Annotated in this window: 13 protein-coding genes; 8 read left to right on the forward strand and 5 right to left on the reverse strand. The window is 44.3% G+C overall.

The annotated features are described in order from the left end of the window. Positions 1 to 50 precede the first annotated feature (50 nt). Positions 51 to 1,247 (reverse strand): acetate kinase, encoded by a 1,197-nt coding sequence (locus tag NL647_RS19535; protein WP_005444740.1) that lies wholly within the window; start codon positions 1,245 to 1,247, stop codon positions 51 to 53. A 345-nt stretch (positions 1,248 to 1,592) separates the two neighbouring features. Between NL647_RS19535 and yfbV the strand changes: the two genes are divergently transcribed. The 6 genes from yfbV to NL647_RS19565 all read left to right on the forward strand — a co-directional run bounded on the left by yfbV (position 1,593) and on the right by NL647_RS19565 (position 8,684). Beyond that, positions 1,593 to 2,045 carry a terminus macrodomain insulation protein YfbV gene (yfbV, locus tag NL647_RS19540; protein ID WP_005444743.1) on the forward strand — a complete coding sequence of 151 codons (453 nt, stop codon included), beginning with the start codon at positions 1,593 to 1,595 and terminating at the stop codon, positions 2,043 to 2,045. A 315-nt stretch (positions 2,046 to 2,360) separates the two neighbouring features. After that, complete coding sequence (locus tag NL647_RS19545) at positions 2,361 to 3,326, forward strand: ABC transporter substrate-binding protein (protein ID WP_253650636.1); 966 nt, start codon at positions 2,361 to 2,363, stop codon at positions 3,324 to 3,326. A 55-nt stretch (positions 3,327 to 3,381) separates the two neighbouring features. After that, on the forward strand, positions 3,382 to 4,317 hold the full coding sequence (locus NL647_RS19550; RefSeq protein ID WP_005444749.1) for an ABC transporter permease: 936 nt from the start codon (positions 3,382 to 3,384) through the stop codon (positions 4,315 to 4,317). Beyond that, a complete protein-coding gene (locus NL647_RS19555) occupies positions 4,314 to 5,108 on the forward strand; it encodes an ABC transporter ATP-binding protein (RefSeq protein WP_005444750.1) in 795 nt (264 codons plus the stop codon). Before NL647_RS19550 ends, NL647_RS19555 begins: the two co-directional genes overlap by 4 nt. 175 nt (positions 5,109 to 5,283) lie before the next feature. Further along, entirely contained in the window at positions 5,284 to 7,110 is a 1,827-nt protein-coding gene (malZ, locus tag NL647_RS19560) for a maltodextrin glucosidase (protein ID WP_253650579.1), read from the forward strand. Between the two features lie 113 nt (positions 7,111 to 7,223). Further along, positions 7,224 to 8,684, forward strand: coding sequence for a sensor domain-containing diguanylate cyclase (locus tag NL647_RS19565; protein WP_017189371.1), 1,461 nt, complete (start codon positions 7,224 to 7,226; stop codon positions 8,682 to 8,684). A gap of 65 nt (positions 8,685 to 8,749) precedes the next feature. On the opposite strand, the gene dusC is transcribed toward NL647_RS19565, so the two are convergent. Next, the gene (dusC, locus tag NL647_RS19570) at positions 8,750 to 9,709 is read right to left on the reverse strand and encodes a tRNA dihydrouridine(16) synthase DusC (RefSeq protein WP_045489607.1); all 960 of its coding nucleotides are present in this window, start codon (positions 9,707 to 9,709) and stop codon (positions 8,750 to 8,752) included. 187 nt (positions 9,710 to 9,896) lie between these two features. On the opposite strand from dusC, the gene NL647_RS19575 reads away from it, so the two are divergent. Further along, a complete protein-coding gene (locus NL647_RS19575) occupies positions 9,897 to 10,505 on the forward strand; it encodes an SEC-C metal-binding domain-containing protein (protein ID WP_005444758.1) in 609 nt (202 codons plus the stop codon). 81 nt (positions 10,506 to 10,586) lie between these two features. Here the strand turns inward: NL647_RS19575 and dsbB are convergent, their stop codons facing one another. Then, positions 10,587 to 11,123 (reverse strand): disulfide bond formation protein DsbB, encoded by a 537-nt coding sequence (dsbB, locus tag NL647_RS19580; protein ID WP_110414861.1) that lies wholly within the window; start codon positions 11,121 to 11,123, stop codon positions 10,587 to 10,589. Positions 11,124 to 11,208: 85 nt separating this feature from the next. Continuing rightward, complete coding sequence (nhaB, locus tag NL647_RS19585; RefSeq protein ID WP_009698498.1) at positions 11,209 to 12,795, reverse strand: Na(+)/H(+) antiporter NhaB; 1,587 nt, start codon at positions 12,793 to 12,795, stop codon at positions 11,209 to 11,211. 639 nt (positions 12,796 to 13,434) lie between these two features. Here nhaB and fadR point away from each other — a divergent pair. Next, positions 13,435 to 14,274: a fatty acid metabolism transcriptional regulator FadR gene (gene fadR / locus NL647_RS19590; protein ID WP_005444763.1), complete on the forward strand. Its 840-nt coding sequence runs from the start codon at positions 13,435 to 13,437 to the stop codon at positions 14,272 to 14,274. A 106-nt stretch (positions 14,275 to 14,380) separates the two neighbouring features. Here the strand turns inward: fadR and NL647_RS19595 are convergent, their stop codons facing one another. Next, positions 14,381 to 15,187: a hypothetical protein gene (locus NL647_RS19595; protein WP_017189375.1), complete on the reverse strand. Its 807-nt coding sequence runs from the start codon at positions 15,185 to 15,187 to the stop codon at positions 14,381 to 14,383. Between the last annotated feature and the right edge of the window lie 161 nt (positions 15,188 to 15,348).

Consider the following 15,348-nt stretch of genomic DNA (forward strand, 5'->3'; position numbering starts at 1 on the left):
TTCTTTTGGAAGAAAAACTGGCTAGCCGAGTGGCTAGCCAGTTAAATCTATTAAAGACCTGCTAGGCGTGCAGTGTCTTCAGCAATTACTAGCTCTTCGTTAGTAGAGATAACCATTGCTGGGATACGGCTGTTAGCTGTAGTGATAGTACCTTCACCGCCGAAACGTGCTTTAAGGTTAGCTTCACCATCAACTTCGATACCGAAGATACCTAGACGGTTTAGAACCATTTCACGGATAGGACCAGAGTTTTCGCCGATACCGCCAGTGAACGTGATTGCGTCTAGACGACCTTCCATAGAAGCAGTGTAACCAGCTACGTACTTAGCTAGACGGTGACAGAACACGTCCATTGCACGAGTTGCTTCTTCTTTCTCACCGTAGTTGTCTTCAACGAAACGACAGTCAGAAGTCACTTCAGTTAGACCAGCAAGACCAGACTCTTTAGTTAGCATGTTGTTGATTTCTTCAACAGAGTAACCTAGAGCGTCGTGTAGGTGGAATACGATAGCTGGGTCGATATCACCACAACGAGTACCCATTACTAGACCTTCAAGAGGAGTAAGACCCATAGAAGTGTCTACAGATTGACCGTTCTTGATTGCACAAACAGAAGCACCGTTACCTAGGTGACAGTTGATGATGTTTACTTCTTCAACTGGCTTGTTTAGTAGGCCTGCAACTTCACGAGTGATGAATAGGTGTGAAGTACCGTGCATGCCGTAACGACGGATACCGTGCTCTTTGTATAGTTTGTATGGAAGAGCGTATAGGAAAGACTCTTCAGGCATAGTTTGGTGGAACGCAGTGTCGAATACAGCAACGTTTTGAAGCTCTGGGAAGTTGTGTTTAGCAGCTTCGATACCGATGATGTGCGCTGGGTTGTGAAGCGGTGCGAAAGTCGCAGCGTCTTGAATACCTTTTAGTACGTCATCAGTGATTAGTGCAGATTGAGTGAACTGCTCACCACCGTGTACGATACGGTGACCGATAGCGCCTAGGTTAGCTTTAAGCTCTGGCTTAGAAGCAAGAATAGTTTCAACCATGAACGCTAGTGCTTCTTCGTGTGCTGCACCGTTGCCTAGTTGAGCTTCGTGTTTACCGTCAAGTTTCCACTTGATACGTGCTTCAGGAAGGTGAAGACATTCAGCAAGACCTGATAGGTGCTCTGCACCTGTTTCTGCATCAACAACAGCAAATTTAAGAGAAGAACTACCGCAGTTTAAAACTAAAACTAGCTTAGACATGTGTGACTACCTGTTATTCGTCTGATCAAAATCAGTTAAAGGATGAAAAATTAATCACAAGAATAGACGATACCGCCAAGGGTGCGTACTAATCTTGGTCAAAAATTGTTCTAATTCCGTATAAATGAATAGTGATGAACCCATCCACCACTATGAAGCGATCCGTGCAGAATAAAATCTCGGAGTTGCTTAAATTGTAAATAACAGCAACAATGAGATTGAGGGTCTGCAAAGGATAGCGATAATAGGCAATGATAACAAAAAAATTTTGAAAGAATATTAACTTTCATCAATTTTTTGCGCCTTCAGTTGAAATGTTCAACTATTTTTTAGTGAGAGAGCGGTATGAGCAAACAAGTCGGATTGATCCATAGCCTGAAAGACGGCCAGAGTTACATGGAGATCTGGCCGGTTCGTAAAGAGCTGAACGCCATTTTTCCCGAACAACGCATTATTAAAGCAACACGCTTTGGCATTAAAGTGATGCCAGCGGTTGCAGCAATCAGTGTGCTCACTCAAATGGCTTTTAACAATTATGATGCGCTTCCTCAAGCCATTGTGGTTGCACTGTTCGCAATCAGCATGCCACTGCAAGGCATGTGGTGGTTGGGCAGCCGTTCCAATACTAAGTTGCCACCTGCCTTAGCATCGTGGTATCGAGAGCTGCACCAAAAAATTACCGAAACAGGATTTGCTTTAGAGCCTGCTAAAGCGCGTCCAAGATATAAAGAGCTCGCAGTAATTTTAAACCGAGCTTTTCGCCAACTGGATAAGACTTCATTAGAGCGTTGGTTCTAATCTTCTTGTTCGGTCATCAACTCATTGAAATGGAGTGTGCTTTTAGCCACTCCGTTTTTTATGCCCGCAACATGGTTTTTTACTCTTTGCTTATTTGTAATCACCGCCTCTCGTGCCGATTGTGAGATCACAAATGTTACTTTGTTGTTAAATCTTACTTTTCTTTCCTGAGACTTAGCGTTAATAATGATAATTAGATGCACAAAAAGTGCGCAGCTATAAACACAACATCCCATCTTCTACTTCAAAGACTCGTGAGTACGTCAGCAACATTGTGCTTGCAGTTCAAGGACGAAGAAACATCAAGGAGTCATGATGAAAACAAAACGTTTACTCGCCATTGCTATTCTTGCTACGATCACGGCTTTTTCTTCCACTAGCGTTCTGGCTAAAACCGCGACAGTCGCGGTATCACAGATTGTTGAACACCCTGCTTTGGATGCAACTCGTCAAGGGTTGTTAGACGGTCTGAAAGCCAAAGGGTATGAACAAGGGAAGAACTTAGAGTTTGACTACAAGACAGCGCAAGGTAATCCAGCAATCGCCGTTCAGATCGCACGCCAGTATGTAGGAGAAAGCCCAGACGTCCTCGTTGGTATAGCAACGCCATCAGCACAAGCTTTGGTCTCTGCGACTCGCTCTATTCCTGTTGTGTTTACTGCAGTGACGGACCCTGTTGGTGCCAAGTTGGTCAAATCGATGAGTCAACCAGGAAAGAATGTCACAGGACTCTCTGATTTATCTCCGGTCGCACAGCACGTTGCGTTGATTCAGGAAATCTTACCTTCGGTGAAATCCATTGGCGTGGTTTACAACCCAGGGGAAGCAAATGCCGTCACCTTGGTACAGTTATTGAAAGAGAGCGCTGAGTCAAAAGGATTAAAAGTTGTGGAAGCGACGGCACTGAAAAGCGCAGATGTACAATCTGCAACTCAAGCTATTGCAGCGAAATCGGACATCATTTACGCACCAACAGATAACACGGTTGCAAGCGCGATTGAAGGAATGATCGTTGCCGCAAACCAAGCGAAGAAACCGGTATTTGGAGGCGCGACGTCATATGTTGAGAAAGGGGCTATCGCAAGCTTAGGTTTTGACTACTACCAAGTCGGTGTTCAAACAGCCGATTACGTGGCAGCTATTCTTGAAGGGCAAGATCCGGGTAAGTTAGATGTAAAAGTGGCGACGGGCTCCGATCTTGTCGTGAATGAAGGCGCGGCAAGTAAGCTTGGTATTCAATTGCCAGGTTCTGTTGTGAAACGTGCAACTAGTATGCAGTAAGCGTTGTTTTTAGGTCGGTGTTCTGCCGACCTGATTTATGCAGAAAGGAGCAGTTATGTCTGCATTTGCTTTTTTTGGTGCGCTCGAGATAGGGCTTATCTACGGCTTGGTCGCTTTGGGCGTTTACCTTACGTTTCGTGTCCTTGACTTTCCGGACCTAAGCGTTGACGGTAGTTTCCCTATGGGGGCGGCTGTTGCAGCAACAGCCATCGTTGCGGGCATCAACCCTTGGTTAGCAACGGGACTGGCGATAATCGCTGGTGGCATGACCGGGTGGGTCACCGCTTTTCTTGCCGTTCGTTGCGGCATCCTTCATCTTCTTGCCTCAATCCTGACCATGATTGCGGCATTTTCCATCAACATCCGCATCATGGGAAAACCGAATATGGCGCTACTAGGCGAAGATACGATTCTGACGCCTTTTGAAGCCATGGGAGATGCAATGTACATCCGACCATTGGTCGTGGGCGTATTGGTTTTACTCTCTGCGTTATTTGTTGTGCGCCTTCTAAATAGTGATTTTGGTTTAGGGTTAAGAGCAACAGGCGTAAACGCTCGAATGGTCGCGGCACAAGGAGCCAGTACGGGATTCTACACGTATTTTGGTTTGGCATTATCCAACGGGTTTGTGGGTTTTGCTGGGGCTCTGTTTGCTCAAACAAATAGCTTTGCCGATGTCACGTCTGGTGTAGGGACGATTGTGGTTGGTTTAGCGGCGGTGATCCTTGGTCAGACTTTGATTCCAGGACGCAAAATCTGGGTTGCTGTTTGCGCGGTAATTATTGGTTCGGTGCTGTACCGTCTGGCGGTTGCTTTTGCGCTGAGTTCCGGCATGTTTGGTTTGCAAGCATCGGATTTAAATCTGGTGACAGCGGTGCTGGTGGCGGTCGCTCTAATTGCACCGAAACTTAAACAGAGGATGAAAGCAAAGCAGCGAGTGAGTAATGCCAAACAAGCGGCATCCAAAAACGGCTCAGGGGAGGCGCTATGATTGAACTTAATGACATTCAGGTGACGTTTAACCCTGGTACGATTTTAGAAAATCGAGCCTTAAAGAGCGTGTCCCTAGAGGTTCCTGAGCATCAATTTCTTACGGTGATTGGCTCTAACGGTGCGGGGAAATCAACTCTACTCGGAGCCGTGACGGGGGAAACGCCAATGATTGGCGGAAAGGTGATCATTGATGGGAAAGACGTGACACGGAAAACCGTTGCTCAACGTGCTACTCAATGTGCGAGGGTGTTCCAAGACCCATTGGCTGGTACATGTGGCGAGCTTTCCATCGAAGAAAATATGGCGCTTGCTTACATGCGAGGTAAACGTCGTGGTTGGGGAATGGCTCTTTCTACTAAACGCCGTAAGCTGTTTCAGGAACGTATCAGCATTCTTGGCTTGGGGTTAGAAGATCGCTTAGGTGACAGCATTGGTCTACTCTCAGGAGGACAGCGACAGGCTGTCAGCCTTGTAATGGCAACACTTTCAGACAGTAAGCTGTTGTTGCTTGATGAGCATACCGCCGCGTTGGACCCTCGTATGGCAGCGTTTGTTATTGATTTAACTAAACGCATTGTTACTGAGTTCGATCTTACTGTTATGATGGTGACGCATTCCATGAAAGACGCGTTAGCGTGTGGTGACAGAACCGTCATGCTTCACCAAGGTGAAATAGTGCTAGATGTGGCAGGGGAGCAACGTAAAAATATGCAAGTTCCCGACTTGCTTGAAATGTTCTCTAAAGTGCGCGGAGAAGAGCTGGCTGACGATAGTCTCCTACTAAACTAGCATTGACTGCTCATCGACTACGCCTACTAAACTAGCATTGACTGCTCATCGACTACGCCTACCAAACGTGATCCTCCTTAAGAAAATGACCCATACGGTATTTTTAAAAGGAGGATTTTTAGGCAGAAGCTCTTTATTAAAATAGTGGAATATTCCAACACAAAGAGCACTTGCCATGTCCCTTCCATTTATCTTCCATAGCCAAACGAAAGATGGTCTTGAATTCGATGGTGAACGGCTGACCGTCGTTCTCAAAACGGATGACACCCAATTCGATCGCATCCACGTAAGGTGCGAGCCTGATAATGAAGAATATCTCATTGAGATGCAGCCTCATGGTAAAGCTGGTGAGTTGCAGTTGTGGAAAGGTCAGTTTGCTCCAAACAAAGATCGAGACGTGACACATTACGTGTTTAAACTTGTTAAGGGGGCGAGCCAGTTCTGGTTAGACGCGAGAGGTGTGCATAAGCGCGTTCCGCCCAAAGAGTTTCACTTTAAGTTAAACGTACAATCTCAGCCGCCAAGCTGGGTTCAAGAGCAAGTCTTCTATCAGATCTTCCCAGATCGTTTTGCTGCTAGTCAGGAGCATACCGCTATAAAAAATGCTTATGCACATCACGATTCAAGTGCCATGGTGAAGGCGTGGGGAGATGCCGTTGGAACGCACCAAAATACGGGGGCTCGCGAGTTCTTTGGTGGGGATCTAAAAGGCATTGAACAAAAGCTGGATTATCTATCCGGTCTGGGTGTCACAGCACTTTACTTTAACCCAGTTTTTACAGCGCCAAGTAATCATAAATATGACACAACGGATTACTTCCAGATTGACCCTATGTTTGGCACGAATGAGCAGTTTGCGCAGTTGTGTGAACAAATTCGTGGCAAACAAATGAAGATTGTTTTGGATGCTGTGTTTAACCACACGTCTGTTCATCATCCTTGGTTTGATATCAAGCAAGAAGGTCAGGGCGCTTATGGAAATCCCAATTCAGATTTCCGTGATTATTACTTCTTCGAAGGTCAAACCAACAACTATATTGGCTGGAAAGGGATTGGTAACCTCCCTGTTCTCAATTTCGAAAATGAACAGGTACGTGATTACATCTACCAAAGTGAAGAAGCTGTGATCAAACATTGGCTCAAACCTCCGTATTGTGTAGATGGTTGGCGCTTCGACGTTATCCATATGCTAGGCGAGGGCGATGGTGCGAAGAATAATGCCCACTATGTGGAAGCTTTCCGTCAAGCTGCTAAGTCCACCAATCCGAATGCATATGTGTTAGGTGAACACTTCTTTGAGGCAACGCAGTGGCTACAAGGTGGACAAGAAGATGGAGCGATGAACTATTATGGCTTTGCCCACCCTGTACGTGCGTTATTTGCCAAACAAGACATTATGTATGATCCGATTGATATCAATGCGTTGGATTTCAAAGAATGGGTAGATGAAGCTCGTGCCAAAGTACCGTTTGCAAATCAGCTGCCGCAGCTTAATCAATTAGACAGTCATGATACCGCCCGTTTTCTGACGCTATTAAATGGAAATGAAGAAAAAATGCAAATGGCGCTTGCATTATTGATGACTTACGTTGGAACACCTTGTCTTTATTATGGCAGTGAAGTTGGACTAGAGGGAGGGCTCGACCCAGACAATCGACGTTGTTTCCCTTGGGACCAAATAACGACTTCTAAATGGTTACCGTTGTATAAGAAATGGATAGAAATCCGTAAGAAATACAAGGCACTACAATGTGGTAGCTTACAATGGCTTCATTGTGGTGAACAAGCCATGGCATATGTGCGTCAATGGCAAGATGAAGCAATAGTTGTGGCATTTAACCTTAGCAGCAGTGACCAAGATGTTAACCTACCATTGTGGCAACTTGGCTTAAATGCTAAACACCTGCATCAATTATTAGACAAAGGTGAACTAATGCCTGTTGAACGTCATTTTTCTGTCAATATCCCAGCAATGAACTGCAAAGTATGGCAGATGGAGTGACTTCGAGCGCCTTCTTTATTAAAATTTATGAATACATAAGTGAAAAACTATAAATAGCCCTTCGATAGCCTAAGCTTTCGAAGGGCTGATATTATTATAATCAATGGTGTTCAATGGGTACTAAAAGGCGATTTAGCCTCAAGTTTGTCATCTTCTTCCCCCTACTATTATTCCTTGCCGTCATGGTGGTGACTGCAAAGAACTACTACGACGCGATGAATCGCTACATTACATTAGAGTACGCGCAAGTTGATCGTGCTATTAATCGTGCTATCAAAGTATTAACGGCGCTGGATTACAGCTTTGTTAACTACTCCAACCCAGCTCACCCTCTGTTTCAAGAGCACAATCATATGATCAAAAATGATCTGTGTTTTGTTTGGCCGATTGATGTGCTGCTTTTAGAAAACAAGCACTCCGGAGGTCTGCCTGCCGTTGAGCTTGACTACATGATTGTTGGACAAAAAGAACTGTGCGAACCAGGAACTAAACTGTTTAAGTTGGCAGAACAAAAAGCAGGCTTTGCTCCGTCTTTGTCATTTCTACATGATATTGAATCACATGTGATTGGTATTCACTATATTGATCAGCGTGGGTATGTTATTTCTTCTCCAGATACTTACGCTCAGTACTTTTCCAAAGCACTTTGGGAGACTTTAAAGGCGAGACCTTTCTGGCAGAAAACAGCGCAGGAAACCGTCAAAGTAACCATGTCTGGTCCCGCACCGATGTTAGATCGGCACGATGGGCAAGTAGTGAGCCTGACTGTACCTATCTACGAAAAGGGTAAACACCAAGGCGTTTTATCCATAGATTTTGATGTGGATAACTTACTTGAAACGAATGAAAACCTAATAGGTAAGTTACATATCATCTCTGGAATGATGGACATACCTAAGCATGTAATCCGTTTACAGCCAATAGAACATGAGCGTTTGAGCTCAAATCATCGCATATTCTATGAATACAATTGGTGGGATGAATTTAAGAATTTATTAGTCTTTGAAAAGTACAGCGTGGCTGTAGCGTTTTTCATCTACGTACTGAGTACAGTGGCCTTGTTCTTAGTGAATACCCGTACAGAGCGCCGTTATTTCCAAGAACTGGCGGCAAAAGACCCAATGACGGGGCTGCTAAACCGCCGTGGCATACAAGCGGTTTGGCGCAATAAAATGACCAAAAAACATGTTGCGCTCGCAGTGTTTGATATCGATGACTTCAAAGCAATCAATGATACACATGGTCATGATGTCGGCGACGATGCTATCCGTCTGGTTGCAAAGTGCATACGCGAGAACATCCGCCACTCGGACGTCGCATCCCGTTTTGGTGGCGAAGAGTTTGTCTTAGCGATTTATGATGAAGACTTTGACAGTATGCTTCGCATCTTAGAGCGTGTGCGAAGCGCAATTGCTAAAAACTCACGAAAAGTAGTGTCTGGTGGGTTCACAGTGTCGGGAGGGGTTGAGTTTCAGTCTTCTCCTCAACTGGAAAGCTTTGATGAGCTATTCAAACTTGCCGATGAAAAGCTCTACGAGGCGAAGAGCACGGGCAAGAACAAGATTTGCTATTAAGAATAGAGAAGTACAAAAGGGCGATATCATCGCCCTTTTTTATGTACTAATGGGTTTATTCCGCGCTAAGCGACGCGAGATTGCAACTCATCTCGGTAGCGCTGAATATGTTCAACAATAGGCGCTGCCTTGTTAAACGTGCGGATTTCTCTAAATAGCTCGTTGGCTTCTGGGTAAGCTTGACGTAGATAGGAGAACCATTGTTTTACGCGGTTAGGGTAATACAGACCTTTGTCGCCCTTCATCTCAAATTGAGAGTAGTAAATCAGCAGTTCGACAACTTCTGACCAAGCCATTGGCTTATGATCGTATTTCACCATGTTACCAAGGTTTGGGATATTAAAGGCACCACGGCAAACCATCAGAGAATCAACGCCAGTCGTTTCGATGCAGCGTTGACCATCTTCGTAATTCCAAATCTCGCCATTTGCGATTAACGGGATATCAAAACGCTCGCGGATCTTTGTGATGTATTCCCATTTGATTTCAGAAGCTTTATAACCACCTTGCTTTGTACGAGCATGAACCGTTAACTCATTCGCGCCGGCAGATTGAATCGCGTCAACGATTTCAAAGCAGTCTTCAGGGTTTTCCCAACCTAAACGGATTTTTGCGGTAACAGGAATATCCGTAGGTACTGCTTCACGGCACGCTTTTACGACGTTATGGATCAACTCCGGATGCTGCAATAAAGCCGCTCCACCTTTACTTTTATTCACCAATCGAGCAGGGCATCCGAAATTAAGATCAATGCCACGAGCACCAAGTTCTGCCGCCTTGATTGCGTTTTCTGCCATCCAATTAGGCTCTTGTCCAAGTAATTGAACGTGAACAGGTACGCCAGACGCGGTTTGTGACCCTTGAAGAAGTTCTGGACACAAACGGTGGAATACGTGATCAGGTAAAAGCTGATCGATCACTCGAACAAATTCTGTCACACACAGATCATAGTCGTTAATTTCGGTCAGGATTTGGCGCATCAAATGGTCCAAAACGCCTTCCATTGGACCTAATACAACTCGCATAGTTTACCTAATACACTTTGGTGGGAAAAAAGAGGGCGATTGTAGCGATGTGAGTGAAGTTTGTCATTAAAAGACTCATCAGCATCGAGTGACATCAACGAGCAACCTATATACCCAAGCATCTCGAGGTTACTTGGGTATAAGCTCTGGGGTATAATGCCGCCAAATTTATGAGAAACCAGATGTCATGCAATACACATTAATTGAGAAAGGTGAAGTTCAGTTCGATGAGTCTTCATTGTTTTTGGAAGGGGCAGTGCTCGCTGCTAACCTAACCACAAAACCATTAGCGCCAGAAACGTGGCTAGAGCCACTGCTTGGTGAGGGCTTTAAAGCTCTTCAGCCTGTCATCGAAGAGCAAATTCACAAACAACACAATTACATCCTGAGAAATGAGTACTCGATTCTCGCGTTGACCAACGATGATTCAGATCAGTTAGCTGACTTTGCTGAAGGTTTTATGTCTGTATGGTCCATGATTGAAGAGCAATGGCATGATGTCGTGCTCAACGATGGCTTAGAGCGTATGTTGCAAGCTTTGCTTACGACAATGATGCTAGCGATTGATGAAGAGCAAACGCAACAGCAAATGCGTGATGCGGGTATTGAAACACCGCCAGCACTAATGGATTTTATTGATCAGCTTGATTTGATGATTAACGAAGTGGCGCTTGGTGCTGATGAGCTAATGGTAGGTAAAAAATCCAAGAGCTTGAATCCGTTTAAGGATGTCGGTCGTAATGACCCTTGCCCATGTGATAGTGGTAAGAAGTTCAAGCAGTGCTGTGGTAAGTAGTTGAACTAAAGATAAAAAGCCGACCATGAGGTCGGCTTTTTTGATTGGTTTAATCTGCTTTTAGTGCAATCAGTTGGAGCGTTACTGAATAGGGTTTTTACGCTTTCCGCCAAAGAACTGGGCAATCACAATCAAGGCAAGGGCGACTAAGTTACCTGCAAAGATCACCACAAGCCACTGAGGCATGGAAAGACCAAGGAACTGCCAAACGATCTTCGCACAATCGCCGTATGCTTCAAACATCCACGGAACCCATTGGTTTAATGGTGCCCAGCTAGGGAATGTGACAAACAAATCGCACGTTGCAAATGGCGATGGGTTGAACTGATAGTCCACATGTTGCATCGCTAACATCAAGCCTTTGTAAGCACTTGCTCCCCATGCGGCGAGCGCAATCCAACGTACTAATGGGTTATTGGGTGCAACAAGACCAATCATGGCAGCCACGCCAATCCCCATCATAGCGACACGTTCATAAATACACATGACACAAGGTGCCAGCATCATTACGTGTTGGAAGAAGAGGGCGCAAGCTTCAAAAAAGATGATAGCTAAAAGAAGGAGGAGCCAAGATAAGCGTCCCTTCGAAAACTGGTTTAGTGATGCAAAAATACTCACGATTACGATCCTGTTTGAAATATAAAAAAGCTCTGATTACTCAGAGCTTTTTAACTTGGATAAGTTTCCTAATCAACTCAAATTTTTAGTGTCCACCTGACACAACTGGAGCTAGATCACCACTACTAGGTACAATCCAGCCTGCATCGTAGAAGAATGCTGTCGCTGGTTCTAGGAAGAACATGATACCCATCAGACCAACAAGCGCTAATACAACCGTGTAAGGAAGCGCCATGATCACCATGCGACCGTATGATAGACGAATCAATGGTGCCAGTGCTGATGTTAGTAGGAATAGGAATGCGGCTTGACCGTTTGGTGTTGCAACTGACGGTAGGTTAGTACCTGTGTTGATTGCTACTGCTAGTAGGTCAAACTGCTCACGAGTGATCAAACCTTCCATCAATGCCGCTTTCACTTCATTGATGTAAACCGTACCAACAAACACGTTATCCGATACCATCGATAACAGACCATTTGCTACGTAGAATAAAGCGAGCTGTGTGCCTTTATCTTCTACTGCGAGTACAGAGTCAATCACAGGTTTAAATAGTTCTTGGTCAATAATTACCGCAACAACCGAGAAGAAAACAGCAAGTAACGCGGTGAAAGGCAGTGCCTCTTCAAACGCTTTACCCATTGAGTGTTCCTCGATAACACCAGTGAACGATGTTGCTAGAATAATCACTGAAAGACCAATCAAACCAACGGCTGCCAAGTGAAGCGCTAGCGCAACAATCAGCCAAACCGCGATTAGGCTTTGAACCCATAGTTTTGCAACGTCTTGGTTAGTACGAGTCTTGCGCTCTTCACGGTCGAAATCTACAAGGATCTGACGAACGTTATCAGGCAGCTGCGCACCGTAACCAAACACTTTAAGCTTCTCAACAACGGCACAAGTAATCAGACCGCAGAAGAATACAGGCAGCGTTACTGGAGCCATGCGGATCAAGAACTCACCAAAGAACCAACCTGCTTGGTCAGCAATAATCAAGTTTTGAGGTTCACCAACCATGGTTGTTACACCACCAAGCGCGGTACCCACACCTGCGTGCATCAATAGTGAACGCAAGAAAGCACGGTAGTTCTCAAGGTCGTCACGTGTTAGCTCAGTAATCGTGTCATCTTGAGTATGGTCATGATCACCAATTGGGTTACCAGAAGCGACTTTGTGGTAAATCGAGTAGAAACCTACCGCTACGCTGATAACCACCGCGATTACAGTCAGTGCATCTAGGAATGCTGACAAAAATGCTGCGGCGAAACAGAACGCGAGGGAGAGTAGCGTTTTCGAACGAATACCAAGCAGGATCTTTGTAAAGATGAACAGCAGAAGCTGCTTCATAAAGTAGATACCGGCAACCATGAATACCAATAGTAGAAGTACTTCGATATTCGCAACTAGCTCATGCTTCACCTGGGCAGGGCTAGTCATCCCGATAGCGACCGCTTCAATTGCAAGTAAACCACCTGGCTGAAGTGGGTAACACTTAAGCGCCATTGCTAGTGTGAAAATAAATTCCGCAACTAACAACCAACCTGCAACAAATGGGTCAATTAGGAAGAAGACAATCGGGTTAATAATTAGGAAGGCTATAATGGCAACTTTGTACCAATCAGGCGCTTTACCAAGGAAATTCTTGATAAAGGCATTTCCGAGCGACATCGGCATGATAATTCTCTTTATAACAAAATTATGAATAGACACTACAATAGTGCTTAAGTATCTGTTTGTTAGACTTATTATTTAGTCTTTTAAAACAATAACTTAGAAAAACAACAATCCATTGTTTTACTGTAGTCTTGCCAAGTTACTTCCCCTGAACTTAAGCACCGCTCACTTTCGACCGCAACTCTACACCCCGGCATTTATTAGTCAATAACAAAACGTGATGCTGCCGACTAAAACTGCTTTTTATTTGTAATAACGCGATCAAAACGGCGTTACTATACCACGAAAAGATTAAAAAAAATCACCTTGGAATTTAAAACCAAGTCAATTACTAGAAAAGATAAATTAAGAAAGAATATTAATCGTAAAACACAAATTTATTTTGCATATTTTGAGCAGAAAAGTGTGACGAGGTAGGCTTTATTTTTCCTGAGTTTGTGGTCTGTACATTTTATTCAAAATATAAATTTTGCGCGTTTGGTTCCAAGTGGTTAACGTTTTAAATTGAAAATATATGTAGAGTATTAACTCTATATTGAGATTTCGTTTCATTTATTGATCGTTAATTTTCGCAAATCGTTAAGTAGTGGTATGATGAGTCGTATCGACCCTTAGAAATCAAGATTGGATAAAAACAGAATGGTCATTAAGGCTAAAAGCCCTGCGGGTTTCGCAGAAAAATACATTATCGAGAGCATTTGGAACGGCCGTTTTCCTCCTGGCTCAATTTTACCCGCTGAACGTGAGCTATCTGAACTAATTGGTGTTACCCGTACGACTCTACGTGAAGTACTTCAACGTCTTGCTCGTGATGGCTGGTTGACTATTCAGCACGGTAAGCCAACCAAAGTGAACCAATTTATGGAGACATCTGGTCTGCATATCTTGGACACGCTGATGACTCTAGATGTTGATAACGCGACAAACATCGTCGAAGACCTGCTTGCTGCACGTACTAACATCAGTCCTATCTTCATGCGTTATGCATTCAAAGCAAACAAAGAAGCGTCTGAGCGTACTATTCAAAACGTTATCGAGTCATGTGAAGCTCTAGTAAAAGCACCTTCATGGGACGATTTTATCGCGGCATCTCCTTATGCCGATAAGATTCTGCAAAGCGTGAAAGAAGACACGGAGAAGGATGAGGCGAAACGTCAGGAAATCCTGATTGCTAAGACGTTCAACTTCTATGATTACATGTTGTTCCAACGCTTAGCGTTCCATTCTGGCAACCAAATTTACGGTTTGATCTTTAACGGTTTGAGAAAACTGTACGATCGTGTGGGCAGCTACTACTTCTCAAATCCAGCATCACGAGATCTAGCGCTGCGCTTCTACCGCCAACTTCTAGAAACGTGTGAAACCGGTCAACGTGATCAGCTTCCTGTTGTGATTCGTCACTATGGTATGGAAAGTGCTCAGATCTGGAATGAGATGAAGCAAGAACTGCCGACCAACTTCACGGAAGACGACAGTTAATCAGCGCTCTTGGCAAAAGATTCAAATACAAAACCGCAGGCATGTACCTGCGGTTTTTTATTATTAGTAGTAACTCACCGAGAGCAGTCAAACCATCATCGAATCGTTAAGCTAAGGACAGTTTGGGTAATGGTAGGTAAAGGGTCTCTATGATGTCTGAGAGCATCTGGTCATAGGTATTGAACACAGTAAGGGACAAATCAGAAGTAATGTCGTACAACTCCTCTTCGCTCAGTGACAGTATTTCACCTTCTATATATTCATTTAGAGATTGAATCGACCTAGCGGACATCGGAGAGGCAACGCTCAAGGGGCTAATTACTGCCAATTGATTGAGCCTTCTAATCATTACCGATGCGTAATTTCTCATCCTTTCAGGTCCTCCTCTGTCTTGCATGTCTTGAATGCTGATACGGAGCTGTGTCAGCGTTTCTAAGCTATCAATCACGGTTTGCCAATTCATATGGTACTCGTCATGTAACTCGTCTCTCTGGGCAATAGCGAGCCATGCGATGGTAACCTCATCCATTAAGAACAAACTATGGCGGATCAGTTTGCCATGCTCCATCTGATTCCGTGCTACTGTGTTGTCCTGCCATTGTTCCATCAACTTATCGATTTTGATTTGCAGCACGCGATACATGGGTTTGTTCTCAAAGCGAGAAGTTTCCACGAGCTGATGCAGTTTATAACCTAACTCCTGATGAATTTGCTCTATCTCTTTTTCATGATGTTGTTGGTATTGGATAGAGTAGTGGGTCACCGCTCGGTGACGGCGTAGTAGGTGAACCACATCGCGTAATAAGGTGAGTAATTGATATTTGCGAGCATGTTGTTTTTCTCGCTTCGCTGCCAAATGATAGATCCCTGCCAGAATGGCAATCGAGATCAAAGTAGAAATCAAAACAAACATAACCAACTCCTTGTTAGTGCTGTTGACCTAGCAACTAAGTAAGAGCATCTTTGATGCCAATAGTTAAGTTGTTTTAAAACAGTAGCTTAGCTTTTTTATGAATAAAGAACTGTACGATTTTGGTGCGTAATTTCACCAAAAGTGTGAATTTTGTCAAAAAA

This window comes from Vibrio sp. Y29_XK_CS5 (assembly GCF_024181835.1).
Classification (GTDB): Bacteria; Pseudomonadota; Gammaproteobacteria; order Enterobacterales; family Vibrionaceae; genus Vibrio; species Vibrio harveyi.

Coding starts and splice junctions, on each gene's coding strand:
- NL647_RS19545 (WP_253650636.1), top strand. CDS start 2,361: ATGAAAACAAAACGTTTACTCGCCATTGCTATTCTTGCTACGATCACG.
- dusC (WP_045489607.1), bottom strand. CDS start 9,709: ATGCGAGTTGTATTAGGTCCAATGGAAGGCGTTTTGGACCATTTGATG.
- malZ (WP_253650579.1), top strand. CDS start 5,284: ATGTCCCTTCCATTTATCTTCCATAGCCAAACGAAAGATGGTCTTGAA.
- NL647_RS19550 (WP_005444749.1), top strand. CDS start 3,382: ATGTCTGCATTTGCTTTTTTTGGTGCGCTCGAGATAGGGCTTATCTAC.
- NL647_RS19575 (WP_005444758.1), top strand. CDS start 9,897: ATGCAATACACATTAATTGAGAAAGGTGAAGTTCAGTTCGATGAGTCT.
- NL647_RS19555 (WP_005444750.1), top strand. CDS start 4,314: ATGATTGAACTTAATGACATTCAGGTGACGTTTAACCCTGGTACGATT.
- NL647_RS19535 (WP_005444740.1), bottom strand. CDS start 1,247: ATGTCTAAGCTAGTTTTAGTTTTAAACTGCGGTAGTTCTTCTCTTAAA.
- yfbV (WP_005444743.1), top strand. CDS start 1,593: ATGAGCAAACAAGTCGGATTGATCCATAGCCTGAAAGACGGCCAGAGT.
- nhaB (WP_009698498.1), bottom strand. CDS start 12,795: ATGCCGATGTCGCTCGGAAATGCCTTTATCAAGAATTTCCTTGGTAAA.
- fadR (WP_005444763.1), top strand. CDS start 13,435: ATGGTCATTAAGGCTAAAAGCCCTGCGGGTTTCGCAGAAAAATACATT.
- NL647_RS19565 (WP_017189371.1), top strand. CDS start 7,224: ATGGGTACTAAAAGGCGATTTAGCCTCAAGTTTGTCATCTTCTTCCCC.
- NL647_RS19595 (WP_017189375.1), bottom strand. CDS start 15,187: ATGTTTGTTTTGATTTCTACTTTGATCTCGATTGCCATTCTGGCAGGG.